16 protein-coding genes are annotated in these 25,050 nt (G+C 64.7%); 4 read left to right on the top strand and 12 right to left on the bottom strand.

What is annotated here, in order from left to right:
* Positions 1-5: 5 nt before the first annotated feature.
* The 4 genes from EAX62_RS04625 to EAX62_RS04610 form a co-directional block, all read right to left on the bottom strand.
* Complete coding sequence (locus tag EAX62_RS04625; RefSeq protein ID WP_121900437.1) at positions 6-1,274, bottom strand: glycosyltransferase family 4 protein; 1,269 nt, start codon at positions 1,272-1,274, stop codon at positions 6-8.
* Positions 1,258-2,265: an MraY family glycosyltransferase gene (locus tag EAX62_RS04620; RefSeq protein ID WP_147454010.1), complete on the bottom strand. Its 1,008-nt coding sequence runs from the start codon at positions 2,263-2,265 to the stop codon at positions 1,258-1,260. The genes EAX62_RS04625 and EAX62_RS04620 overlap by 17 nt, the downstream gene beginning before the upstream one ends.
* Positions 2,266-2,587: 322 nt before the next feature.
* Entirely contained in the window at positions 2,588-4,459 is a 1,872-nt protein-coding gene (locus EAX62_RS04615; protein WP_158600529.1) for a polysaccharide biosynthesis protein, read from the bottom strand.
* 41 nt (positions 4,460-4,500) lie between these two features.
* Positions 4,501-5,949, bottom strand: coding sequence for a polysaccharide biosynthesis tyrosine autokinase (locus tag EAX62_RS04610; protein WP_121900434.1), 1,449 nt, complete (start codon positions 5,947-5,949; stop codon positions 4,501-4,503).
* Between the two features lie 543 nt (positions 5,950-6,492).
* On the opposite strand from EAX62_RS04610, the gene EAX62_RS04605 reads away from it, so the two are divergent.
* The 3 genes from EAX62_RS04605 to EAX62_RS04595 are packed head-to-tail and all read left to right on the top strand — an operon-like array spanning position 6,493 to position 9,974.
* Complete coding sequence (locus EAX62_RS04605) at positions 6,493-6,912, top strand: SGNH/GDSL hydrolase family protein (protein ID WP_147454009.1); 420 nt, start codon at positions 6,493-6,495, stop codon at positions 6,910-6,912.
* A 36-nt stretch (positions 6,913-6,948) separates the two neighbouring features.
* Complete coding sequence (locus EAX62_RS04600; RefSeq protein ID WP_121900432.1) at positions 6,949-8,940, top strand: dTDP-4-dehydrorhamnose 3,5-epimerase family protein; 1,992 nt, start codon at positions 6,949-6,951, stop codon at positions 8,938-8,940.
* Entirely contained in the window at positions 8,937-9,974 is a 1,038-nt protein-coding gene (locus EAX62_RS04595) for an LCP family protein (RefSeq protein WP_121900431.1), read from the top strand. The genes EAX62_RS04600 and EAX62_RS04595 overlap by 4 nt, the downstream gene beginning before the upstream one ends.
* 237 nt (positions 9,975-10,211) lie before the next feature.
* Here the strand turns inward: EAX62_RS04595 and EAX62_RS16655 are convergent, their stop codons facing one another.
* The 7 genes from EAX62_RS16655 to EAX62_RS04560 all read right to left on the bottom strand — a co-directional run bounded on the left by EAX62_RS16655 (position 10,212) and on the right by EAX62_RS04560 (position 20,388).
* A complete protein-coding gene (locus EAX62_RS16655; protein WP_158600525.1) occupies positions 10,212-12,059 on the bottom strand; it encodes an alpha/beta hydrolase domain-containing protein in 1,848 nt (615 codons plus the stop codon).
* Between the two features lie 389 nt (positions 12,060-12,448).
* Positions 12,449-14,551 carry a DUF4185 domain-containing protein gene (locus EAX62_RS04585; RefSeq protein ID WP_121900430.1) on the bottom strand — a complete coding sequence of 701 codons (2,103 nt, stop codon included), beginning with the start codon at positions 14,549-14,551 and terminating at the stop codon, positions 12,449-12,451.
* A 76-nt stretch (positions 14,552-14,627) separates the two neighbouring features.
* Entirely contained in the window at positions 14,628-15,653 is a 1,026-nt protein-coding gene (locus tag EAX62_RS04580; RefSeq protein ID WP_158600523.1) for a LacI family DNA-binding transcriptional regulator, read from the bottom strand.
* A 289-nt stretch (positions 15,654-15,942) separates the two neighbouring features.
* Entirely contained in the window at positions 15,943-16,803 is an 861-nt protein-coding gene (locus tag EAX62_RS04575; RefSeq protein ID WP_121900428.1) for a carbohydrate ABC transporter permease, read from the bottom strand.
* 1 nt (position 16,804) lies between these two features.
* A complete protein-coding gene (locus EAX62_RS04570) occupies positions 16,805-17,740 on the bottom strand; it encodes a carbohydrate ABC transporter permease (RefSeq protein ID WP_121900427.1) in 936 nt (311 codons plus the stop codon).
* A 68-nt stretch (positions 17,741-17,808) separates the two neighbouring features.
* Positions 17,809-19,194, bottom strand: a complete 1,386-nt coding sequence (locus tag EAX62_RS04565; protein ID WP_121901018.1) for an ABC transporter substrate-binding protein — start codon at positions 19,192-19,194, stop codon at positions 17,809-17,811.
* A 114-nt stretch (positions 19,195-19,308) separates the two neighbouring features.
* The gene (locus EAX62_RS04560) at positions 19,309-20,388 is read right to left on the bottom strand and encodes a glycoside hydrolase family 172 protein (RefSeq protein ID WP_121900426.1); all 1,080 of its coding nucleotides are present in this window, start codon (positions 20,386-20,388) and stop codon (positions 19,309-19,311) included.
* Positions 20,389-20,745: 357 nt separating this feature from the next.
* Here EAX62_RS04560 and EAX62_RS04555 point away from each other — a divergent pair, with 357 nt between their 5' ends.
* Complete coding sequence (locus tag EAX62_RS04555) at positions 20,746-23,331, top strand: GH116 family glycosyl-hydrolase (protein ID WP_121900425.1); 2,586 nt, start codon at positions 20,746-20,748, stop codon at positions 23,329-23,331.
* Positions 23,332-23,386: 55 nt separating this feature from the next.
* On the opposite strand, the gene EAX62_RS17305 is transcribed toward EAX62_RS04555, so the two are convergent.
* Entirely contained in the window at positions 23,387-25,039 is a 1,653-nt protein-coding gene (locus tag EAX62_RS17305) for a hypothetical protein (RefSeq protein ID WP_147454008.1), read from the bottom strand.
* Between the last annotated feature and the right edge of the window lie 11 nt (positions 25,040-25,050).

Raw genomic sequence — 25,050 nt, 5'->3', positions numbered from 1 at the left:
CAGCATCAGTGTCTTCTTTCCGATTTTTTCTCGTCATTTTCTAGCTCTCCTAGCCTGTCGAGACGGGTGAGCCCCTCTGCCTCGTAGCGGTCAGACAGGATGTCAGCGAGTCCTCGCCAGATCGTCTCCGGCTGGAAATCGTTCACAGCTCGCTCACGAGCGGCCTTACCTAAGCGCTGCACCAGCGAAGCGTCGTCCGCAAGCATGTTCAGCGTCACGACCAACCCTTCAGAGTCATCGACGTCCACCAGGATCCCGGTCTCTCCGTCAACGATTGAGTCAATGGCGCCTGTGGCTCGGGTCGTGACAGTAGGGATTCCCGCAGAAGCAGCTTCCAGGACGACATTCGGGAACCCCTCCCTCCGCGTTGGTAGACAAAGAACGTCAAGAACGGGCAGCGTGCCCCAGAGGTCACTCGTCCACGGAAGGACCTTGACACGATCACCCAAGGTCTCTGTTGAGGCTGCCAAAGCTGGATCCTCAACTGCGCCAATAAGGAGCAGCTCAATGTTTGGCAAAAGCCGACCGGATGCAAATGCTTGAATTAGTGTGCCAACACCCTTGTCTTTCGATACGCGGCCCACAAACCCGACAACAAGGGTCTCCTCGCTGAACCCAATCTCCCGGCGGAGCCCGGAGCGATCGACTTCAGCGGCTCGTGAGGCAATCCTGCTGGCGTCGACGCCGTTGCTGCTACCCCTGCCGATTAGCCAGGCCTTTCTCGGGGTGACCAGCTTGCGATCCAAAAGTTCATGTGCGAGTGAGCGGCTCACGACCACGACATCAGTCGCGACCGCAGCCGAGATCCATTCCATCACCCAAAGGACTTTCAAAAATAGTCCCTTGGTGCCTTCAAGGCGTAAACCGCGAACGACATAGATCCGTTTCGGGACACGAGTGATCCATGCAGCGAGCCCGGCGAGTAGACCGGCTTTCGGGGTTCCGACGTTGACTGCATCTGGGCGCAGCCTTCGCAGCAGACGGAGCCACCCGTAGAGCGCACGGACATCTGCGGCCGGCGATATATTCCGTTCCGTCGGAATCCCGTGAAAAGCGATGTGTTCGCGGTCTACGGTCAAGAGCGCTTCGTCGTCCGGGGTACAGGCCAGCGTCACATCCCATCCGGCCGCCGAGAACCATCCCAATTGACCCCGCATCAGCGCGAAGGCACTGACGCCAACACCGACGCCATAGACTAGCCGCGGCGCAACATGCCCGCGTCGCGAAGTTAGTCGTGTCTTCTTGTGCAATTCTTCGTCATTTTGCCGAGACATTCACCCTCCCAGTGCGCTGACCGGACCCCTGCCGCAGGCCGGGAAGGAAAAGATACACGGCTATGACGGCAATAAGGAGTGCTGACGACGCGTACGGACTTAGGGCGCCCCCAACCAAAAGTAATCCGATGCCGCCCGTGAGTGCCGTGAGAAACGAGACTACAGCAGCCACTGCCAAATGGGACAGCCCCGCACCACTTAATCGTTGATAAAAGTGCGTCCGGTGGGCGTGATGCAGCGACTCACCTTTTAGCGCTCGGCGAACTAGGGTGGCCAGCGTGTCTGCTAGGTAAATGCATAATGGCGAAAAAGCAGCGACGGGGTGCACTCCGACCGCTATCGCCACGATAGCGATAGCTGACAAGCTTCCACCGAGCAGATAACTGCCAACGTCGCCAAGGAACATTCCCGGCGGACGGATATTCCAGGGCAGGAAGACGAAGAAAGCGACAGCAACCAAAAGACCCGCAAGCATGAGCCACGAGTAGCCGAGGATTCCTCCCATGGCTGAGAAGGCCAGCCCTGCGGTCAAACCATGAAGGCTCGAAATGCCGTTGATGCCATCCATGAAGTTCGCGAAGTTCACGTAAGCGGCGAAGCCGAGCGCAGAAAGGGGAACGATGATCCAATGGGAACCTGCGGTTGGGACGAGGACGAGTCCCACCCCAACCCCGAGAAGCAATTGAAGAGCGAGGCGGACCGAAACGCGCAGCCCTCGAACATCCTCCACGAGTCCAACTACGCCAACAAGGCAGCTGGCCGTTACGATCAAAAGGACGAATGCGACTCCGTCTCTTTCACCCATGGAAGCCGATCCGACCGCGCCTCCCAGCGCAAGCGCGGCCAACTGAGCTACCCCACCGCCACGAATCGTCGGACGAGCATGCGACGAGCGGTGGTTAGGAATATCAACCGCTCCAATACGGAGCAGGATGGGCCGAAGTAAACGGGGGACCAATCCCGCGATTACCGAAGTGATGAAGACTGCCACCCACGCACCTGCGGTTAGCACGAGCGCTTCCCTTGAACGACCAATCCTCTGACCGTTCCGGTCACATCACAGCCGCTACCTTTCCGAATTACGGAAGGGGACACTCTTCCTTTTGGGGTTCGTTTCACAGGAGTTCGTGACCCGAAAACTCCGACCCGAACACACCGCCCCATAACGACATGATCCCGGGGCGATTCAGTGGACGAGCGGTGAGACGAAACGGGCGAAGGGCCCTTGAACTTTAGGACGAAGGGGCGAATGAATGTCGGGGACACGAGTGACATCACGTTGGCCGGTGCAACTGGTGCAAATGAGAGTGCGTTCATTTCGAACCATCAGGAATCGCCGCACCAACTGATGCGCCGTTCAGTTCCTTTTCGTGGGCCGGAGACCAGCCTGTCTGGTCATTCTGAACGGGTCGCTTGGTGACTGAGTGTGGTTCCGGGCGGTCCTCGTTATCAACCCAGGGGGCGACGAGCTGCACCGGACTTCTCGGCGCTACCCTCACGGCTGAGATCAGGGGGTGAATACTGGGTGAAGACTGCTCGGCACCGCTGAACAAAACCTCGTGAAGTTTCTCGCCCTCTCGGAGTCCGGTGATACGCACCCCGATGTCCTTGCCAGAGTCCCGAATGAGCCTTTTAGCCATATCGAGGATGCGTACCGGCTCTCCCATGTTGAGGACAAGCACTTGCCCACCCTGTCCGACCGCGCCGGCCTGAATGACCAACTGACAGGCTTCTGGGATCGTCATAAAGAAGCGGGTGACGTCCGGATGCACCACGGTGATAGGGCCGCCCCGTTCAATCTGCTGGGCAAATGTGTGGAGCACCGAGCCGCGGGACCCCAGCACGTTGCCGAAGCGGACCGAAAGGTAGTTGCCGTCGTGGTTCTCCGCAAACCAGGCGGTCAATTCCTCCGCGCGGCGCTTGGTCTTGCCCAGAACGCTGGTGGGATCGGCTGCCTTATCCGTCGAAATGTTGACGAACGTCTCAACACCGAACTCCGCTGCGCATTCGAGGACGTCCAGGGTGCCGAGCACGTTGGTCTTCCAGCCCTCGTCCGGGTATTGCTCCAGGAGAGGGAGATGCTTGAGTGCCGCCGCGTGAAAGACCACATGCGGACGGTGCGCCTCGAAGATTTTCTGCAGGGCGGGTTTGTCCCGGATGTCACACAGGACCATGTCAGGTGTGTCCAAGAGGCCTTGTCCATATATCGACAACTGCACCGAGTGGAGCGCTGATTCGTCCCTGTCGAGGCAGACGAGTTCTTTGGGGCCAAACTGGTGCACCTGCCGGGCGATCTCAGAACCGATGGAGCCCCCGGCTCCAGTGATCAGCACCACCTTGCCACGCACGTAGTCGGCGATCGAGGTGAGGTCCGTCTTGATGGGGTCACGGCCTAGAAGGTCGGTGACGTCGAACTCGTGGATGTCACCCAGCTTGAGCTGACCACCACTCCACTCGCGCAGCGGAGGAAGAACCAGCATCTTCATGCCGGCCGCATCCAAGTCGGAGGAGAGTTGCTTGAGGAAATCGGCTGAGGCCGTGGGGATCGCGACGAGCACGCTCTGGACGCCGAGGGCCCTGGCCTTTGCAATCATGTCCTTGCGCTGGCCGACGACGCGACCGAACTCGAAGCGACGGTGGCGCTTGCGCGGATCATCGTCAATGAGGCCGACAACCTGGAACTTGCTGTCGGGATCCGAGAAGAACAGGTTGCCCACCATACGTCCGGCATTGCCAGCCCCGTAGAGCAGGATGCGCTCAGCTTTGCCAGCAGCCTTGTACCGCTGGAAGATCTGGATGGCGACTGCGCGGGCCACGAACCTAGCTGCCCCCATGAGAATCAGTGCCAGGAAGGGGGCGAGGAACGCGACGCCATTGGGATAGTCAGGCACGCCGATCATGAAGACAAGCCCAACGATGAACCCCACGGCCAAGGTGACTGTTGCCATGGTGGACGCTTCGATGAAGCTCCCGATCCGGTTGGAGCCCCGGTAGACACCGGCGAGCCATCCCAACAGCATCTGCGCGCTAGCGGCGAAGATGCTGTACACGAGGACACTCGACCATTGGACTGCGTTGAGCTCGAAGTCGTAGCGGAAAGCAATCAAGGCAAACGCCGCGACGAACCAGCAGAGCGCGTCGATGAAGCTCAGCGTCAGGTGAACGTCCGTGCGTTCCAGAAGCATGAGCGGAGGCTTCCGCCGCGACTGGCCGCTCAACAGGGGCGTCATGACTGGTGCTCCAGGACAGGCTCGGCAACCTTGTTGGTACGCTTCCTCGCTCGCACTGGCTCTCGCTTGGCCTTCACCGAATCGGATGCCGGCACCGAGGTGTACTCGGCGTAGTAGCCGCCGTAGCTTCCGGAGCCGTTGGCTGGGGCATCGTTGAGGACCACTCCGAGGAGGGTGACTGATCCGGATTCGAGCAGTCCGACGGCGGCCTCGAACTCAGGGCGCTTCACCTTGCCAGAGCGCGCCACCATGATGGCTCCCGCCGTCTGGCCGGCAAGCACGACGGCGTCAGTCACGGGAAGCAGCGGGGGCGCGTCGAACAGCACGTGGTCATACTGGCGCTCCACCGTTGCCAGGAGGTGCGCCATCGCTTCGGACCCCAGGAGTTCCGACGGGTTGGGCGGCACTGTGCCAGCCGGGAGCACGGCCAGGGAACCGGGCACAACATCAATCACCATGTCCTGCAGCGACCCCTTGCCGGAGAGCACCTCGGAGAGGCCAAACTCGCTGTCCAACCGCATACGGTTGGCTACCTGCGGCCTGCGAAGATCAGCGTCGATCAGTAGCACCGATTCGCCGGCCTGCGCGAGGACGCGGGCGAGGTTGACGACGGTCTCCGTCTTACCCTCCGCCCCCACCGATGAGGTGACAACCATGGAGGGACGCCGCTCGCCACCGAGTCCGACGAAGCCAACGTTCGTGCGGAGGCGGCGGTATGCCTCGGCGTTCGACCAGTGTTGGCCTTCAGTCTCCAGGGCGCGGTCACTGGGCGCATCGACGTGGCCGATCGCACCGAGCAGGGGCGCTTCCGTGAGGTTCTCGAGGTCATCAACGGTGCGGACCCGCGTGTCGAGCACGCTGCGCAGCACGGCCTGACCGACGCCGAGCAGCATTCCGAGGACCAGGCCCAGGGCCAGGTTTACGGTGGGCCGCGGAGCGGTGGGTTGCGTGGGTGCAAGGGCGGGATCGATGGCGGTGGCGGTCACCAGTTTCGCTCCATTGACACCGGCCGGCGATAGCTTTTCGACGGCCTTCTGCAGGCTGTCGGCAACCGTGTTGGCAAGCAGTGCAGCTTGGGCCGGGTCCCCGTCGGTGGATGTCACGTCGATGAGCGTCGTCGCGGTGGGCGACGTGACGGTCAACTTCTTTCCCAGCTGCGTGGACGTCATGTCCAGCTTCAACTCGTCGATCACCGGCTGCAGCACCACGGCAGTGGTGGCCACACTGACGAAGGACTTGACCTGCCGTTCGGCGTACGTGGCCCCTTGTGCCAGGTCGCCGGCAGTGTCACCGCTTTCCACCGCGAGGAAGAGTGCGGCAGACGCCGTATACGTGGGTTTCTGCGTCAGCGTGACAGCGGCGGCTATAACCACACAAAGAAGCAAAGTCGCAATCGCGCTCCGCCAGTAACGACGCACGATGAGCAGGTATTGCTGCAACTCCATTGAGAACCTTGTCGATCGGGGGAATCGTTGGTTGTGTGGAGTTCCCGGCACAATAAAGCATCATGCGGCGTCTCCAACATCCAACACTCTAAGCTAGGCCCCGCTACTCACCTAAATCAGTTGAACCTGATACGACGCACTGGTTCTGGCAACCGAGTGGCCAGGCCAGCCCCCGTTGTCCGCCGCTACCACGAAAGGTCATCCATGCGCTCACGCAGCCAGAGGAACCTCCTCAGCACTGTTGGCTTGACCGTGTTTGCCCTAGTGGCAGCATGTCTGAGCGTGGCTGCGCTCACGCAGAATCGCGCCTCACCGATGGAGGCCACCCCGCCTGAGATTGCGCCGAGCGTCACGAGTGGACAACCGACGGAAATGGTTCCGCCAGACGGGAACAGTCAACCAGTGGTAACACCGAAATCAACTTCTGTTGATTCGGAATCAACACGTCTTAGCGCCGTTGTGGTGTTGGGTGACACCCATTCAGCCAGCGACACGCCCGGGATATGGCTCACTTCCGTGCAAAGTGAACTCGGTTGGGCGCCCGTGACGAACCTGTCGACACCGGGTCGCGGCTATCTCAAGAAGCCTGCATCATGCGAGATTGCGGTCTGCGCAAACTTCGAGGGGACCATTCCCGCAATCGTCGCGGCTACCCCCGACGTTGTTGTGACTTTCGGCGGGGCAGCCGACGGCGACAGAGACCTCAGTGATGCCGCGCGGGAGTACTACGCCGCATTGCGCGAGGCCCTTCCCGACGCCGAGATCATCGCCATCTCCCCCGTCACGTCCGAGGACGAGGCCGCGTACTGGCTCACCATGCACAAGCGCACCATCCGCACCGCCGTGGAAGCCGTGGACGGCACGTTCATCGATGTCGGCCAACCGGGTGTGGGCGACGGCGAATACCTCTCCGCTGCCGCTCAGGCGGAGATCGCCGCTACCGTCATCAAGGAACTGTCCTGATGGGGACCCCACACTGCCACCGGAGAGGCTGAGTTCTTGCACCCGCTGAAGCTGGACACCACCGACATCCCCGGCCTCCTCATCCTGAGGCTCCACGTCCAGCACAACGACGTGGGCTGGTTCAAGGAGGACTGGCACCGCGAGAAGATGGCCGCGCTCGGGCTGCCCGACTTCCGACCGGTCCAGCACAACCTCACCCACAACGACAGCCGCGGAATCACCCGCGGCTTCCACGCCGAACCGTGGGATCGCCTCATCACCGTGGTCTCGGGCAAAGCCATGGGTGCCTGGGTGGACCTCCGCGTCGGTGAGACCTTCGGCAAAGTGGTGACCTGCGATCTGGACCCGGGCACAGCCGTCTTCGTGCCGCGCGGCGTCGCCAATGCGCACCAGGTACTGGAGGACCACACCACCTTCAGCTACCTCCTCAACCACCACTGGACGCCCGAAGCCCGTGCCCGGTTCTCCACCGTGAATATGTTCGACCCCGCACTGGGCATCACGTGGCCCATTCCCCGCGAGCAGGCCGATCTGGGCCGTGCTGACGTGCATCTGCCAGCCTTGGCGGACGCGACACCCATGCAGCACCGCCGCATCCTCGTGGCCGGCACGGACACCCCTCTGGGACGCTCACTCCTGGCGGAACTACCGGGAGCCGACGGCGTCAGCGGGGCAGCGATGACTCACGCTTCGCGAGCAGAGTCCCCCGTTGACCTCTCCGCCTACGACACCCTCATCAACGCACAGGGTGAGACCGGTAACGGCACCCCGCGAACCTCCCGCGACCGTGAGGCATGGACCACCACGGCCGCCCACGCGCGCGATCTTGCTGACATCGCCCGCCGGCACCGCATGCGCTACGTCCACGTCTCCACCGATTGCGTGTTCGAGCGCGACTCCCCCACCCACACGGAAGACGACTCCCTCAGCCTTCTCGACACCCGCACCCAAGGGCTTGCCGTCGCAGAGGTGGTGGCCGCGACCGTTCCACGACACCTCGTCATCCGCACCGGGTGGGTGATGGGCAGGCAGGACCACGCCATCGACGAGCTGGTGTCCGCCGCTCGCCACGGCCGAGCCGCCGAGATGGACAACGCCCAGCACGGACGCCTCACGTTTGCGTCAGTCCTGGCCGCCGGCATCCTCCACCTGCTGAATGCGGGGGCCGCGTCAGGCACCTACAACCTGACCGGCGACGGCCCCGTGGTGTCCTGGGCGGACATCGGGCGCCGCGTCTTCGAACTGTGCGGCCGCAACCCCGACGACGTGCAGAACGCCGCCGCCCCGGACCAGGCACCATCCAGCGGCAGTGCCCTGGTTCTTGACCGCATCAGGGCAACGGGTTTCCGACCCGGCAACTCCTGGCTCCAACTGGGCGACCGGATGCCCGGTGTGGGGGCGCCGCGCAGCCCCAGCAGCGCGCCGGAGCGGCAACGCCCCGTCGCCCCGAACCCACAGGCCGTTGAGGCCGTCGCGAAGCAGACCGTTCGTGAGCCGTACCGGGTGCTGTTCGTGTGCACCGCCAACATCTGCCGCTCCGCCTACGCCGACGTGGTGGCGCGTGGCACGGGGATCACTGGCATCGACTTCTCCTCCGCAGGCACTCATGCGCTCGTGGGGCAGGGCATTGACCCACCCATGGCCGCACAGGTCGGGAACCGAGGCGACACCTCCGCCCATCGCGCTCGGCAGCTGACGCGGCAGATGGTGGGTGACGCCGATCTGATCCTGGCCATGGGCGTCGAGCACCGTCGCTATATCCTCGACGAGTGGCCAACACTCGGGCGCAAGGTGTTCCTCCTGGGGCACGTCGCACGGGAGATGGCCCGGCTGCCGGAATCAGTGACGTTGGACAACCTCACCTCCCACCTGTGGAGGCACAGGAGCGCCGACCCCTCCGACGAGGTGGCCGACCCGTACCGCCGGGGTCCGGAAGTGGCCGCCACGTGCGCCGGGACCATCGACGGACACCTCAACGCCATCCTGGGGGGATGCACCACCTTGTTTGATCGAATGGAGCACGCATGACCGACGACACCTTCTTCCGCGGCGAAGATGAGCAGCCCGCCAAGGGCAAGCGCCGTAAGAAGCGTCTTCGTGAACGCTGGCTGCTGCTCAGCATCGTCGGTGTCCTGGGTGTGGCGCTGCTGGTGGCTGCTGCTTTCGCCGGCTACTACGGCAAGGCGGCCAAGGACGCTCTCGACTCGATCGACCGCGAGCCCACCCTGATGCCCACGTCCACCGAGAACCGTCCGCAGCCGGTGCCGACGAAGGAGGGCGAGTCCAACCCGCCCCTGAACTTCGTTCTCATGGGCACGGACGCACGCAACCCTGACGAGCGGGGTCGCTCCGACGTGCTCATGGTCATGCACATCCCCGGGGACCGGAAGCAGGCCTACCTGATCTCCCTCCCGCGCGACTACTGGGTGGACATCCCCGGACGCGGCAACGCCAAGATCAATGCCGCATACTCGTGGGGCGGCCCTGCGCTGACGGTGGAGACGGTCGAGCAGTTGCTCGACATCCCCATCGACCACACGGCCATCATCAACTTCGAGGGCTTCATGAGCGTCATCGACGCACTGGGTGGCGTGACCGTCGTCAACCGCCACGTGTCCTCCAGCGACGGCTTCGACTTCCCGAAGGGACCGGTGGAGTTGACCGGGGAGTCCGCTCTGCGTTTCGTGCGGGAGCGCAAGAACCTCCCCAACGGCGACTTCGACCGTGCTGAGCGCCAGCGCGACGTCCTCAAGGCCATCGTCAGCAAGCTCACCTCGCGTGGCGTGCTGACGAACCCGGGGATGTTCCGCGACGCCGTCACCACGCTGGGGCCCAACTTCACGGTCGACACCGGGCTGGACAACAACACGATCATCAACCTTGGTCTGGGCATGAGGATCAACGGAGGCGACGACATCAAGTCGCTCATGGCCCCGACCGCTGGCTTCGGGACAAGCGCGGACAAGCAGTCCTACGTGAAGGTGGACGGCAAGAAGCTTGACGAACTGGCCACTGCCCTGCGCACCGACACCATGGCCGAGTACTACGCGGCCAACGGCTGACCACCTCACTGGTTTGCCGCTCGTCGAGTGACGAGCGGCAAACCAGTGTGTCAAGACGTCCTGCAGGCGACAGCGGTCTGGTCACGTCACTTCTCCGCGTGACAGGCTGGAGTTCCTTCGTCGCCCGGCGACTCAGAGCAACGCGCTCCTCGACTACTCGACCACCGGTGTGACGCAATCGTGCCGGGCCTCGGAAATGAATCCGGGGCCCGGCACGATTGGTGTTTCAGCGGTGTGTCAGGAGAACAGGACGATGTTGTTGAAGATCTCCTTGGTGATCCAGCCCAAGCGAACAGGCTGGCCGGGTGTGGCGACGTTGCCGATCACTTTCGCCGTGGCGTAGGAACGACACCCGTTGCCGCCGGTGGCGGGCGTATTGCACTCCGTCCTCCACTGACGGCCGTCAGCGGCGGTCCAGGAGCCGGGCCGGCCCAGCGGGTTTCCTGCCCAGGCCGATTTCTTCGAGGGCAGGTACGTCAAGTTGTTGAACGCCCAGCCCTTCTTGCTGACGAATTGCCCGTTCACCTGGGTCACCGTGGTGGCCTGGATGAGGGTGCGGCAGCGCTGGGTGACGGAGTAGGGCTCGCAGGACGTGAACCAGTGGCGCCCGTTGTAGTCGTGGTAGCCGGGTGTGGTGTAGATCGATCCCGGGTACGACGGGGTGGGCGGCGGGGTCGTGACCGGCGGGGTGGTCACCGGCGGGGTGGTCACCGGCGGGGTGGTCACCGGCGGGGTGGTCACCGGCGGGGTGGTCGGCGTGGGTGTCTTGGCAACACCGATGCGATCCATCATGTAGTTGGCCACATCGATGAAGTAGTCCTCCCCTTCAGGGGTCAGGTAGCCGGCACGGATCTGCCGCGCATCCACCTCGGCCATCAACGCCAGGTATTGTGCGCGGGTCTTGTAGGCGGTGAGGAACTCATCCAGCGACATCAGGTGCATGATGCCGTGCGCGGTGAATCCCGTACCTTCAATGCCCAGGTACTGGCCGAGGGGGTGGTCGATGAGACCGTAGCGAACCCCTCCCAGGGCGTTGCCGGCGTCGTCCCGCAGGAGCGCTCCGGTGGCGGTGGTTGTTTCCCACAGCGACGGTGCAGCCGGAATGCCTTCCTGATGCCACTTCACCAGCGCGTCAGTCGCCGCAAAGATGGTGGGCTCCAGAGGGTAGTAACTGATCTTGGCAAGGAACTCAGGCTTGTGAACGTTTGCATCCGGCGTCCGGCCGCTCTTGAGGATCTCCTCGTCGGACGGGATCACCGGCGACAGCAGGTCGGTGTGAGGGGTACCGGGTACCGCCCAGACACGCTGCTTCGGCGGAAGGTTCCGGGGGCCTCTCCTGTCCAGGATGAGTTCGGAGTCGACGAGGATGTTGGGAACCGAGAGCACCGGATCAGCAGCCGGGGTGGCCTGGCCCCCGGTCCGCAGTGAGCGCCCGGTGAGACCAGCGACGTTGAGGTAGCCGTCGTAGACCGACTGGCCATTCGCCTCCTCCGCCAATCCGGCGATCTTGTTGGTGTAGGTGGCGATGTAGCCACCGGACTGGGACTGGCCCGTCAACAGGATGGTCCTGGGCTGCTGGCCACCGAGGACGAGACCCGCGTCCTCACTCTTCAGAAGGGCACCCATCTGGGCGATGATGTCCCACGCCTGCCCCTCCTCGTCCCAGGCAACCGGGGCGTAACGCACGGGATCATAGGTTTTCAGTCCGACGATCTGGTTCGGCTTCGAGACGACGCCGATGTAGGTGTCGCCGTTGGCCATGTGGTGCTGCCACAGCCGCCGCCACATGTCCTCACCCGCGTAGCCGTTGGACGCGTTGGTCAATTCGACATCGATCACCCCGGACGAGTCCGCCGCCTTGGCGGGGCGTCGCACGATGATGCGGTTCACGTAGGGAACATCCTTTGTCACGACGGCGAGTGAACCGTCGATCTCGTCGTAGACATTGCTGGTGCCCGAGATGAAGTACTCCTCCTCCACGTAGCCATAATCCGCCACGTCAAAGGGCACCATTGCCCGCTTCATGCTGGAGAACATGTGGGTGGTGTCGTCCTCAGCAATGGGACCCTGCACCTCCGGGATCATGCTGAGTGATTCCAGGATGGGATCAACCGGGTCATCCGCTGAGGCCGGTACGGCCCAGAGCGTCCCCATCATGGCTGTGGCAGCCGTTACAGCCAGTGCACCGCGCACTCTGCGGTCACGTCTTGAGGGTGGCATTTCATTGTCCAATCTGTCGGTGGATAACGACATGGTTCTGTGCCTTCGCGCGTCTGTTGACAACACAGTCCGCGACGGCCGGCGTGGAAACGCCGCAACCGGGTCGGCCTTGACCTTCGGTGTGCACAAGCTATCGAGGAGAAATTGCTCGTCACAAGGTTGCCACCATTTGCCACACGCCCACACGTGACGCAGAGCTTGCGCGAGGCACGGAAAAGGGTGACCGACGTCAGTCGGCCACCCTTTCTCGCGTGTCAGCGCCCGAATCGGACGATGTTGTTGAAGACCCACCCCTTCGAGAGTTCGTAGCCCGTGGAGCCGTCAGGCCTGGTCACCTGCTGGGCGATGTCGTTCATCCAGATGGAGGAGCGGCAGCCGTTGCGACCCGTGGCTGGGGTGTCGCACTCGGTCCGCCACTGGCGTCCCTGCGACGTGAACTCACCGGTGACCCCCAACGGGTTGCCGGCCCATGCGGAGCGCGGCATGAAGGGCAGGTAGGTCAAATTGTTGAACTGCCAGCCGGTGACCGCCACGTAGTTGCCCGGTCCGCGGTAGTGCACCTGCGTGCCCCAGATCTCGGTGCGGCACCGCATCGTCTGCGAGTAGGGCTCGCAGGTGGTGTACCACCAGCGGCCGTTGACGTGATGGATGCCGGGCACCTCGTAGGGGATCTGGGCCATGCTGCCCGGCGTGCTCTGGGAGACGGACGGCTGCGGGGACGCCGTCGGAGATGTCGACGGTTGCTGGGTCGGCCGAGGCGACGCGGACTGGCTGGGACTTGGGGTCGGGGACTGGGTGGGCTCCGGACCCGGATCGCTGAGCGCCTGGAGAGAGAAGTTGTCGCCCTGCACCCAGCGGTCGCCCGTCATGGTGGACCCGGCGTAGACCTCAACCTTGGTGAGAGACCCGCTGTCGAACGTCACGGAGAACTTGTGCCAACCGTCCAGGTCAGCGAAGGTCTCCTGCTCCACGACGGTGGCACCCGGCCCGACGCCCCGCGCACCGATGCGGCCCTCGCCTGCACCGCCACCCACGGTGTCACCCGTCTTGAGCCAGCCGGTCAACTGGTACTGCGTGTTGGGCGTGACGCTGACCTGCTGCGCCATCAGCTGTTCACCCTGGTTGCCACGCACCCAGAACTGCCGACGCCCCACCTTGGCCCACTCCTGATTGGTGTCGATCCCGCCCGTCCCGGTGGCACGCCAGCCGCCGGGCACGTCCAACAGGGCGCTGCGTTCGAACGAGGGATCCACCAGAAGGTTGGGGCGGATGATCATGCCCTCGTCGTCCAGGGTCACCTTCATGAGTGCGACGTTGTACTGGTTCCAGACCGACATGAGGAAGTACACCTGCCCGTCAGCTGACCACGGGTGGATGTATCCGCCGTACAGGCCGGGGTACTCGGCCTGGGAGGCCAGGAGCTGTTCGTCGCACCATGGGCCCTCCGGCGCGCTGGCCACCCGCAGCACCAGGTCCGCGTTCCCGTTCAGGGTGATGAGCTGCCACAGCCCGGATGCCTCGTCGAAGTGGACGGACAACTCCGCCACGGCCGGCGGCAGGATCTGGGCTGAGGTGGCGTAGTCCGCGGACCAGTCGGCGCCGTTCCAGTAACGGTAGGCAGCCTTGTCGAGCATCTGCGTGGCCGGGACCCGTGCCAGCGAGGCGGCCCCCACCCGCCCGTTGGGTGTACCAAACATGTAGACGAAGTCGCCGTGGTGGACGTAGGCCACCATCTGGAACGGGTCCGTGCCATCGGCGTTGTTGTCCCAGCGCGGCGCCCCGTCGATGGACCAGGTGGCGCCCGCGTCGTCGGAATAGGCGAGCTGGCTGAAGTTGGTCCTCCACTGACCGGGGAGCCCCCACTCCTTCACGGACATGTAGGCCATGTACTGCCGGCCATCGACGGCGATGCCGCCCGTGGGGATGGTGGTGTGCTCATCGCCGGGGATCTTCTTCGAGCCGACGATCTCCTTGGCCACCCCTGAGTCATCCGAGAGCGCCCAGTCGAAGGTCATGCCGTCGGCAAGGCTGTGATCAGAGGAGCGGAACAACACGTTGGAGCGCCAGTTCCCGACCCCGGCACCGTCGCCCCCCGGGGTGGAGAACGTGTCCCCGAACGCCACCAGGACGTTGTCGTCCCCGTCGTCCCAGATGACGCCCAGGTCTGTGGCGCCCACATCCCAGGGAGTGGTGGTGTCGGTGGTCGCGTCGGCGCCCGTCACCTCGTCCACCAGGATGGCCGGCGAGATCGGTGCGTCGGAGTCGTCGGCCTGCGCGTGGGGCGCCCCGAGAACGGGGATGGCCAGCGCGACGCCGGCGGCAAGGATGAGAAATCGATTTCTAACAAGGGTGAACATGTTCGGTCTCCAATCGGTCCATCAATGTGGGGGTCGCGGGCGCCTCCATTGGCGCCCGTTGCGGTGGGCGGTGCGCTCAGGTACGAACAGAACTGGCCCGGGCGCGCAGCACGGGGTCCAAAATGATGCGGGCATTCTCCATGTCGGTGCCGCGGGCCCGAGTGGCCAGCAGCTGACCGGCCCAGGCACCCAGCTGTGCGGATGGTTGGTCCACCACGGTGACCTGGGGTTCCACCATCACGTTCCAGCGGTCGTCATCCACACCCACGAGCCCCACCTCCGGGCCGATGAGACGCCCCTGGCCCCGCAATGCGAAGAACGCCTCCCCCGTGAGCGTGTTCGTGGTGGCGAACACGGAGTCGAAGTGCGCCGAGGCCTCGTGAAGCAGGCGGGCCGCCGCCTGGGGCCGTCCGTCGTCGAACAGCAGACGGTGGACGCGCTCGTCGGGAACGGGGTGACCGAGTGCCGCCATTGATGTCCGGAACCCGAGTTCCCGGTCCCGCATCGGCGAGAGGTCAATGGTGTGGTTCAGCACCAGCGGCCTCGTGCGTCCCTGCGCGACGAGATGCTCCGCGGCGAGCCGACCAATCATGATGTTGTCGACCGAGACGCAGTCGCCCGCGAACCCGTCGATCTGACGGTCGACGGTGATCACGGGGATCCCCGCACGCTCGAAGGGCCGCATCTGTGAGGCACGCGGAACGGCGGCCGCGATGAGAACGCCGGAGACGCGGTGCGCGATGACGGTGTCGATGGCCGCCTTCTCCGATGCGGCGTCCTCATGGGAGTTGCACAGGACCACGGAGAACCCCTCCGCGTTGGCGACCTTCTCAAAAGCCTCCATGAGGCGCACGAAGAACGGGTTCCGCACGTCGGGGATGATGGCGGCGAAGAGGTCGGACTTCTGCCGACGCAACGCCCGGCCCGCGAAGTTGGGCCGGTAGTTGGCCTCCAGCGCGGCAGCCTCCACACGTTTGACGAGTTCAGGCGCCACGCGGGGATTCCCGTTCAGTACCCGAGAGACCGTGGCGGGTGACACCCGAGAGGCTCGGGCGACGTCGGTGATGGTCGCCTCGCGACGGGGTCTGAGGTCGTCGCTCACGGCAAAGCCCTCCGAGGGTTTCCGGCAATCGCGGCCACGCAGTGCATCTTGGTGACACCCACACTCACGATCATCTCGCCCCATCCCTGTGCAGAATTCTCCGACAACAATCCGACGTCCCCCACTGCGCGCTGCCCTGCAGGCTGGGGTGCACCGCACTCCTTGGGGCGCCGGGACTGGTCTGGGTCCCAGTGGCGCTGGCGAGTCGCGATCCCGGCAATGTCGTGACGCCGGACCAACCCCGGATCACAGTACCGCTTCGCTTCCACGAGTCCGCCTGGCTGTCCTCTCACTTCAGACCGGCCATCTTGATGTTGCCGATGATCTGGCGCTGGAAGATGAGGAAGAGGATCACAACGGGCGCCGCGGCCAGGGTGGAGCCCGCCATGAGGAGGCCGAGTTCGGTGCTGCGCTCTGACCTGAACGTGGCCAGGTACTGCTGCAGGACGAACTTCTCGGGCGAGGTGATGGTCAGGATGGGCCACACGTAGGAGTTCCAGTACGCCAGGAACGAGGTGATCCCCATCACGACGAACGGGGGCTTCGACAAGGGAAGGAACAGCCGGATGAAGATGCTGAACCGGCCGCAGCCATCCAGCATGGCTGCCTCCTCAAGGCTGGAGGGGATGTTCAGGTAGAACTGCCGGATGAAGAACACGACCCCTGCGCTGGCTGCCCCCGGCACCACGAGCACGGCCAGGGTGTCGAGCATCTGCAGCCTCGTCACGACGATGAAGCTGGTCAGCAGGATGGTCATGCCAGGAATGAACATGGTGCCGATGAGGATGACCCACAGCGTGCGCTTGAACCGGAACTCCAGGCGGGCGAAGGCGTAGGCAGCCAACGAGTTCACCGTCAGCCCGAGCACCGTGAACAGCAGGGCACCCAGCGACGTCCACCCCATGGTGAGAAGGAAACTGGGGTCGCTCAGGATCTGGGTGTAGTTCTCGACCTTCCAGACTTCCGGGAAGAACTGGAACGGTGTGGCGATCACCTCGGTTTTCGACTTGAATCCGGCAATCACCATCCAGGCCAGGGGGAAGAGCGCGGCGACGAGGAACACCAGCCCCACGAGCACTTTGAGGACCGACCCCACCCACCAGGCCGGGGTGTGGTGGTGTTTGCGCGCAGGCACGACGGCAGTTCTCATCTCAGTCCACCAGCTTCTCGGAGTTCAGGATGCGGAACACCACGGCCGACACCGTTCCGAGGACCACGAAGAGCAGCAGCGCCGCGGCAATGGAGTAGCCGACGTTCACGTCGTTGCGGAAGTGGTTGAAGATGAACAGGTTTGGCAGTGTCGTCGAGTCCAGGGGGCCACCGCCCGTCATGACCAGCGGCAGTTCGTACTGCTGGATGGCCGCCACGAACCCGGTGATCAGCAGGTACAAAATGATGTTCTTCATCTGCGGGAGCGTGATGTAGAGGGTCTTCTGCCACCAGTTCGCCCCCTCCATGGCCGCCGCCTCGTAGAACTCCTGCGGTATGTCCACCATGGCGGCCACCATGATCAACGACGTCAGCCCCATGCCCAACCAGATGGCGGGCACGGCAATGGCCAGCAACGCCCAGGCAGGGTCACCGATCCACGCGACCGGGTCGATGGAGAAGTACGCCAGCACCCAGTTCAACAGGCCGCCGGAGTAGTCGTAGATCAGCACGAACACGATGGAGGTGATGACGGTGGAGATGATGGTCGGGATGTAGATGCTGACCTTCAGCACGCCCGCGAACCGGCCAGACACGCTCACCACGAGGCTCGAGAACAGGAAGGCCAGCACCAGCATGACGGGCACCGTCATGAGGACGAACATGAATCCACGACGGATGGTGGCGTAGAAGAGGGGATCCTTCAGCACGTCGGTGAAGTTCTTCCATCCCACGAACTCCGGATCCTTGTAGAAGCTCCAGTTCTGGAAGGACAGGTACCCCGCGTAGACCGCAGGCCAGAGCACGAAGATGCCGAGCAGGATCATCACGGGAAGGATGAGCAGGTACGCCACCTTCCCGTCCCGGTAGCGGAATGTGTCGTGTCGTTGACGGCCGGCCCGACGGCTGGGCGAGCGTTCTGCAGTGCTGCTGGTCACAGGGGCCTCCTTTCAGGATGGGTCGTTGCCTCACGCGGGGCGGGTCATGGCAGGCGGTTCACCCCCCGTCACTTGGGGGCTTTGGCGGCGAGGCCTTCCCTGTCGACCACGGTCTGGATCGACTTCGTTGCCGTGGCCAGCGCCGCAGGAATGGGCGAGGCCCCCTTCATGCCGGCCTCGATGGCGGTACCCACCGCGACGGAGACGTCCCAGGGGTAGCTGGGCTCGGGGATGGCAGTGGGTGCGATCTCGTCGGTGATCACCTTCACCCACGGGGCCTTGGCTGCCTTCTCGTCGCTCGCCACGGCCTTCTGCACGGAGTCGCGCACCGGCACCTTGGTGAACTGCGTCGTGACGAAGAACGGCACGAGGAGGGCAGGGTCGCCCGCGATGGCCCAGGAGAGGAAGTCACCGGCGGCCTGCGGGTCCTTGGCCTTGGCGTCGATCACCCACTTGAAGTTGCCGAGCGTCGTGGCAGTGCGATCCCCGGCATCCGGCGAGTTGGGGAGGGCCCCGATGCCGGTCTTCATGAGCAGGTCCGGGTAGTCGGAGCCGATCTCGGACAGCATCCAGGAACCGGAGATCTTGAAGGCCACCTTCTTCTCGCCGAAGTCCTTGCCCTCGACGTAGGCCGCCAACGGCTGCTTGGGCATGTAGTCGTTGTCCCACAGCTTCTTGTAGACGGCGATGAGTGCCTCGTAGCCCGGATCCTCCACTGCCGCCCCGGTCCAGTCATCCTTCAACGCGGTGTGGCCGGCAAAGTTGTACTGCTGACCGACGCTCGACCAGGCGAACGTGACGGCGTCCTGGGCCGGGGAGATGCAGTACTGCCCCTTCTGGAGGGTCGGCTTGATCTTCTCGCACATCCCGAACAACTCGTCCCAGGTCTTGGGCCCCTTCTCGGGGTCCAGACCGGCAGCCTCCATCATGTCCTTGTTCCAGAACAAAACACCCTGGGGCTCCAGCAGCAGCGGGTAGGCGTAGTACTTCCCGTCCTTCTCGGACACGGGCTTGGCAGCGTCGATGATTTCGGCGAGGGCCTCGGCCGGGACGACAGAGTCGAGCTCGTGGAGCTGCCCGGCTGTGACGGCGTCCTGGATGGACCCGGGGTGCGTGTAGACGTCAGGCGCCTTGCCCGCGGCCTGGGCGGCCTTCATCTTCTGGTCCCACGCGTCCGCCGGGACCTCGGTGCCCACCACCTTCACAGCGGTTTGCGCTTCGTTGAACTGCTTGATGATGCCCGTGTACCAGTCGTTCTCCACGGGGGTGAACGTGCGGTGCCAGAACTGGATGGTGACCGCGGCTGCCGCCTCGGTGGCTCCATCCGAAGCCGGAGCTGAACCGGTGGGGGCGGGCTCCCCGGGTGTCCCGGAGCCGCAGGCCGTCAGAACGCTGGCCGCGGCGAGACCGAGGCTGGTCCCCAGCAGGTGTCGTCGAGTGATGGTGGGTTGCATGATCGTGATCTCCCTGAGGTCGACCCGCGGCTGTGCGGGTGTCAATGTGTCCCTGACCCATGTCCCCATGGTCAGGTGGTGCCCCGGACTGCACGCCGGGGCCGGGTGCAGCGGTCAGCCCAACCGTGGAACGCGTTGGGCGGCCGGCGGAAGCGTGAGCGTCTCGTCGATCCTGTCGAGGTACCAGTAGGCCACCGACGAGATCTCGTCGCTGCGTGCGTTGTTGTGTCCGTGCTCGATGGTCACGCGCACCGACTCCTGGAACGTGACGGGGTCCTCGATGTGGAACCGGTACATGGAGATCTGTCCCGACCAGTTGGGACCACCCGGAATGGTGATGCCGTGATAGTTGGACTGGTACGCCTCTGACGGGCACCACGCGGTGTTGAAGTAGTCCTCCGTACCGGTGCCGTGAATGTTCGGGGGCCAGGACTCGCCATCGACAAAGATCATGTCGTCCCCCTCCCCGTACCAGTTCCAGGCTTCCGTGTGACGCAGGTTCGTGACGTTGAACGTGCACCCCACGTAGTGCCCCCGTCCGCGGGTGTCGAGAATCGTGTAGTTGCCGTCGCCGGTGGTGTTGTTCCCGCCGAAGAGGAACTCACCGTTGCTCCTGTCCCCCTGCTCCTCCCCGCCGCAGGGGTTCTCCCTGTGCCATGAGGCGTGGAAGCGACCGATGCCGTCCTCGAGCTCGTCGAAGGCCTCGTAGTCGATGTAGTAGTAGAACCACAACACCAGGTCCTCGCACTCGTTGGTGATCTCGAAGCGCGCCCCGTCCGCAAACGGCATGTGGAAGAACGAGTTGAGCGACTTGCCGTCCTGCGGGCTCATCTGCAGGGGCAGCGACGCGAAGTTCGTGGTCCGCCCATGCCCCACGCCGAAGAAGTCCCCCAGCGGCACGAGGACGCTCGGGTGCTCGTTCCCGTCCCAGTAGGCGCGCAGCACGAGCTTGCGCATGAAATCGTTGTCCGGCGTGTCAGGACCGGGCGGCAGCATGGGGGCAACCGTCATCCAGATGTGGTTGACGCTTCCGGCTCCCCGGATGTCGGCCAGTTCCGCCGTGTCCCCCGGCTGCAGGGTCACGCGATCCTCGTTGCCGCCCGTGACGTCGTAGGACGACACACGTCGTCGTCGGGTGGACCGCAACCGTGGAAGGTCGCGGAGGCTGGAACCGTAGTCGCCGTACCGTGTCATGGATCTACTCCTCATATCTGCGACACCACTGTCGCTGAGAAACCTCAAGTAATCGTTTTCTCAAATGTAGGTCAACGCCGCTGGGCTGTCAACGGTCGGTTTTTCCGTGGCGATAGCGAGGTCGCCCTGCCCCCTCGCGGGCGACAACGAGCGCAAACGGTCAGATATCAAAGGATCCTGACGTGCGACTCCAGCCCCACCGCACTCTTGGGGCGGCGTTTCGTCACCCATCTGACCCTTGACACACCCCTTCGCCGCGCATACCGTCGTGTGAAATCGTTTTCTGCACTCGTCAACCAGGACGGGGCGCTGGATCGAGACCGTTGCCCCCATCCCCGACGACACAGGAGCTCCGCCATGCCACCCACCCGCAGCACCCGACGGACACCTCACGAGGACGCACGACACATCGCCATGCCGCTCGGCGGCATCGGCACGGGCAACGTCTCGCTGTGCGCCGACGGGTCCCTGCGCCAGTGGCAACTGCACAACACCGGCAACCACCTGGGCGAACTGCCCGGATCGTTCTTCGCCGTGCGCATCTCGCAGTGGGAACCCCCGTTCAACGAGGTGCGTGTGCTCCAGGCACCGCCGGGACCTGTATCCGGAACGCAGACACCGCTGGTCAACGACGACCACGTCCCGCACTGGCAGAGGGACCTCCTGTCCCACGCGGAGGGGGTCACCGCCACGACGTTCTCCGGCACCTACCCGTTCGCCACGGTGGACTACGAGGACGAATCCCTGCCGGTACGCATCAGCCTGGAGGCGTTCACGCCCATGGCCCCGCTGGATCTTGACCGCAGCTCGATTCCGGTGGCCATGTTCACCTTCACCATCACCAACACGGGTGTGGTGCCGGTGAACGGGTGGCTCGGAGGTGCACTGCAGAACGCCGTCGGGGGCGACGGGATCCTTCCCCCGGACGGCATTCGGCATCCGGGCTACGGGGGCAACACCAACCGGGTGGACCGCTCCGAGGGCTGGACGTCCCTCATCATGGAGAACCACACCCTGCCTGTCGACCATCCGGGTGCGGGGCAAATGGTGCTGACGGCTGATGCGCCCCTGACCACGGCGCTCCCCCAATTCTCCAGCACGGAGCAGTTCCTCAGCTTCCTCCGGTCCCGCCAGCCGTTCGGGCCGAACGACTGGGACCACATGCCGAGGGACATGGCCGACCCGCAGCCGTCGGGCACGTTCACCACACCAGCGGCCAGCCCCACGGGAAGCACCTGGAACGGCGGCCTGGCGGCCCAGTTCTTCGTGGAGGCGGGTGAAACGGTCACCGTACGCTTCGCCCTGGCCTGGCATTTCCCGAATCGTCACGTCAACTTCACGCAGTTCGGTGGCATCCGCCCCGAATGGGGGGCCACGCGGTTCCTCCTGGGGAACCACTACACCACGCAGTACGCCGACGCCGTCGCGGTGGCGGCACGCGTCCAGCACGAATGGGAGGACCTGGAGCGGATCTCGCGGGAGTGGACCTCGGCACTGGGTGAGAGTTCACTGGACGACGAGGCGCTGGAACACATGGCCGCGCAGGCCTCGATCATCCGCAGTCCCAGTTTTTTCCGCACCGCTGACGGCCACTTCTTCGGCTTCGAGGGCGTGCAGGGAGCCTCCACCCCCATGTGGTCCGGGAACGTCGGTGGGTCCTGCCCCCTCAACTGCACCCACGTGTTCGCCTACGCCCAGGGCGTCGCGGATCTCTTCCCGGAGATCGAGCGGGACATGCGCGAATGCGAGCTGGACATCATGCAGGCGCCACAGGGATTCATCCCCCACCGGGTGCTCTCCCCCACCCACCTGCCCCAGCTGTGGGATCGGGACATCGGCGGCCCCGGCGAACCCGCGCTGGACGGGATGCTCAGCACGGTGCTGAAGTTGTTTCGCGAAGTCCGCAAGGGCGCCGGGCTGCCATGGCTGGAGCGCTACTGGCCCCGTCTGCACCTCCTGATGGACTACATCGCGGGAAGGTGGGATCCCGACGGCAGCGGCATGCTGCACGGCATCCAGCCCTCCACCCACGACATCGACCTGGCCGGACTCAACCCCTTCATGGGGACGCTGTGGTTGGCCGCCCTGCGGGCCATGGAGGAGATGGGGGCACTCCTGGGCCGTGACGACGAGGTCGCATGGTGCCGCGATCGATTCATCCTCGGGAGCCGCGGCTACGACGACGCACTGTTCAACGGCCAATACTTCACCCAGGTCCTCGAGGACGGTGACCCGCCCCAGTACCAATGGGAATCCGGATGCCTGTCGGACCAGCTCATCGGGCAGTGGTGGGCGCACCACCTGGGACTGGGGTACGTGCTGCCGGCTGAGCATGTGCGCACTGCATTGACATCGGTGGTGCGGTACAACCTTCGCGTCGGGTTCCGGGACTTCGACAATCCCTACCGCACCTTCGCCGACGCTGAGGACACGGGACTGCTGATGTGCACGTGGCCGCTCGGTGGTAGGCCGGAGGTCCCCACGCGGTACTGCGATGAGGTGTGGACGGGCAGCGAACAGCAAGTGGCCGCCCACTGCATCCGCGAAGGACTTCCTGAGGAGGCCGAACAGATCCTGCGCGGCCTCTGGGGACGCTACGACGGGCGACGTCGCAACCCCTACAACCAGATCGAGTGCGGCGACCACTACGTTCGGGCCCTGTCCGGGTGGAGCGTGCTGCAGGCCTGGAGCGGCCTCTCCTGGGATGCACCCTCGGCCACACTGCAGGTCCGCTCGCCCGAGCGGGGCACGGCGTGGCCCCTGCTGACCGACTCAGGCTGGGGACTTATCCGGGTGGGAGACGGCACCCTCGAGCTGTCCTGCCGATTCGGTCAGGTCTCCATCGACCATCTCGCCATGGACTCCGGTGCGCCGGTCCACGTGGCGGTCCGCCTCACGGCCGGGGAGTCGCGCGTGGTGGGCACAACACCCCAGAGGTCGTAGGAAACGGACGTGAGCGCCGTCGCTCCGGCGGGACCGCGTTCGGCGGTGGCGCCCGCTACGAGCAGCCGGGAGCGAAGGGGTCGCTGACGGGGTTGAAGCCGAGGAAGACGTAGTCCTGCTTCTTGTCCTTGGACACGAACCTGAAGGTGTTGTCGGTGCCCCGCACGCGGTACCGGGTGCCATCGATCCTGGTCAGCACCGCGTTCTGCCCGCTCAGGTTCGCCGGGAGGCTCGCGGGGCAGACGTAGTTGGCGAGATCGATCTCCGCCTCCCACGGCACGAGGTACGTGAACGACGATGTCACCTTCATGCGCAGTTGCACGTGGTACTGGGTGCTGCCGGGCTCGAGGGAGACCTGGGGCTTGTCGAAGCGGGTGCTGTCCACAGCCGGGATCTTCGGCTGGGCGCAGTAGCCCACCGTCACCGACTGGCCGGCCGCGAGGACCTTGTTGTAGTTCACGCCACCCACGCTCCACAGGCCGGTGGATCGCTGGTAGTCGATCTTCTCGAATCCCCACATGCTCTGCAGTGTGCCGATGCCGTTGCCGTCCACGACCGTGGGGTCCAGACCCCACATGGGCGGCTTGGTGGTGTCGAACGTCAGGCGCCAGGCGACGGCCTCCTTCGAGGTGTTGGAGATGTCGAACTCGTGACAGAACCGCAGGGTGGTCTCATCCTGCTTCTGGGAGGAGCGACCAGTGACCTTCAGTCGCGGGTCGAGGCCAACGGGTTCCACGGCCGAGGACACGGCCACGGGCTGCGGGGTCGGACTCGGCCCCGGGGTGGGCGTGGGCGTGGGCGTAGGGCTCGGCTCAGGGGCCGTTGCCTCCACGAGTCCGCCGCCGGGGATGATGGCGTAGGTGGTGGCGGCCGACTGGTCGGCGCCCAGCCGCTGGGGCTGCAGGAGCATGAGTTGGTAGCGGGCCACGTCGGCCACCTTGGGTGCCCGTCCGCCAGCCACCCGCGTCAGGTCGACCACCACGGTGGACACCGCGGTGCGGGCGTCCTTCTCGGCCCAGATCCCCTGGTTGTTGAAGGGGGTGCCGACGACACCCACGTACGGTGTGTCCTCGTTGGCCGGTGTGGCAAGAATGGCAACGAGGCGGCGACCCACCAACTGATCCGCCGTGATGTCACCCACTCCGAGTCGCAGTGTGGTGAGTCTGTCGACGCCGGACGTGCGGACGGTGGTGTAGCCGGGTGTCGCGGGAGCATCGGGCTGGACGACGGCGCCGTCGAAGCTCGCGAGCGTCCCCTGCAACGCCCCGACGTTGGTTCGCAGTGCTGTGGCATCGCCGGATCCGGAGATGTTGACGGCCACGCCACGGAGTTCCCACAGCATGACCCCGCAGGCAGGGAAAGTGAGATCCACGACGGTGGAAGGTGTTGGCACCGTGGCCTTGGCGGAACAGGTGTCGGAACCCGGGCCGGTGGCGGTGACGGCGACTGTGTCGCCCTGCTCGAACGACTGGTCGCTGTCGACGGTCAGCCGGAGCGAACTGGGACGGGTGGCCATGTCCTGGGCGTCGCGGTTCCACTCGAGCTGCACCGCTGAGACGTGCTGGGTGACGCCACTGGCGGCACCCAGCCCATCGGTCTGCAGCCCGCCGAGTGTGCCCGCGGAACTGAAAACGACTGAGGCCGCCAAGACGCCAGCAGCCGCCAGGGCCACGACGACACGTGGTCGCATGGCTCGGCGGCGCAGCATGATCATGCCTG

It is taken from the genome of Tessaracoccus antarcticus, assembly GCF_003688855.1.
GTDB classification, from domain to species: domain Bacteria; phylum Actinomycetota; class Actinomycetes; order Propionibacteriales; family Propionibacteriaceae; genus Arachnia; species Arachnia antarctica.
The sequence above is the reverse complement of the archived record's forward strand: the minus strand, read 5'-3'. Positions and strand labels throughout refer to the sequence as shown.

Bases quoted from the DNA above. Each gene is read 5' to 3' on its own strand.
- EAX62_RS04625 (WP_121900437.1), bottom strand. From the start codon at position 1,274: ATGTCTCGGCAAAATGACGAAGAATTGCACAAGAAGACACGACTAACT.
- EAX62_RS04615 (WP_158600529.1), bottom strand. From the start codon at position 4,459: ATGCTTCTGGAACGCACGGACGTTCACCTGACGCTGAGCTTCATCGAC.
- EAX62_RS04610 (WP_121900434.1), bottom strand. From the start codon at position 5,949: ATGGAGTTGCAGCAATACCTGCTCATCGTGCGTCGTTACTGGCGGAGC.
- EAX62_RS04595 (WP_121900431.1), top strand. From the start codon at position 8,937: ATGACCGACGACACCTTCTTCCGCGGCGAAGATGAGCAGCCCGCCAAG.
- EAX62_RS16655 (WP_158600525.1), bottom strand. From the start codon at position 12,059: ATGATCCCGGAGGTGCAGGGTCCCATTGCTGAGGACGACACCACCCAC.
- EAX62_RS04585 (WP_121900430.1), bottom strand. From the start codon at position 14,551: ATGTTCACCCTTGTTAGAAATCGATTTCTCATCCTTGCCGCCGGCGTC.
- EAX62_RS04575 (WP_121900428.1), bottom strand. From the start codon at position 16,803: ATGAGAACTGCCGTCGTGCCTGCGCGCAAACACCACCACACCCCGGCC.
- EAX62_RS04565 (WP_121901018.1), bottom strand. From the start codon at position 19,194: ATGCAACCCACCATCACTCGACGACACCTGCTGGGGACCAGCCTCGGT.
- EAX62_RS04560 (WP_121900426.1), bottom strand. From the start codon at position 20,388: ATGACACGGTACGGCGACTACGGTTCCAGCCTCCGCGACCTTCCACGG.
- EAX62_RS04555 (WP_121900425.1), top strand. From the start codon at position 20,746: ATGCCACCCACCCGCAGCACCCGACGGACACCTCACGAGGACGCACGA.
- EAX62_RS17305 (WP_147454008.1), bottom strand. From the start codon at position 25,039: ATGCTGCGCCGCCGAGCCATGCGACCACGTGTCGTCGTGGCCCTGGCG.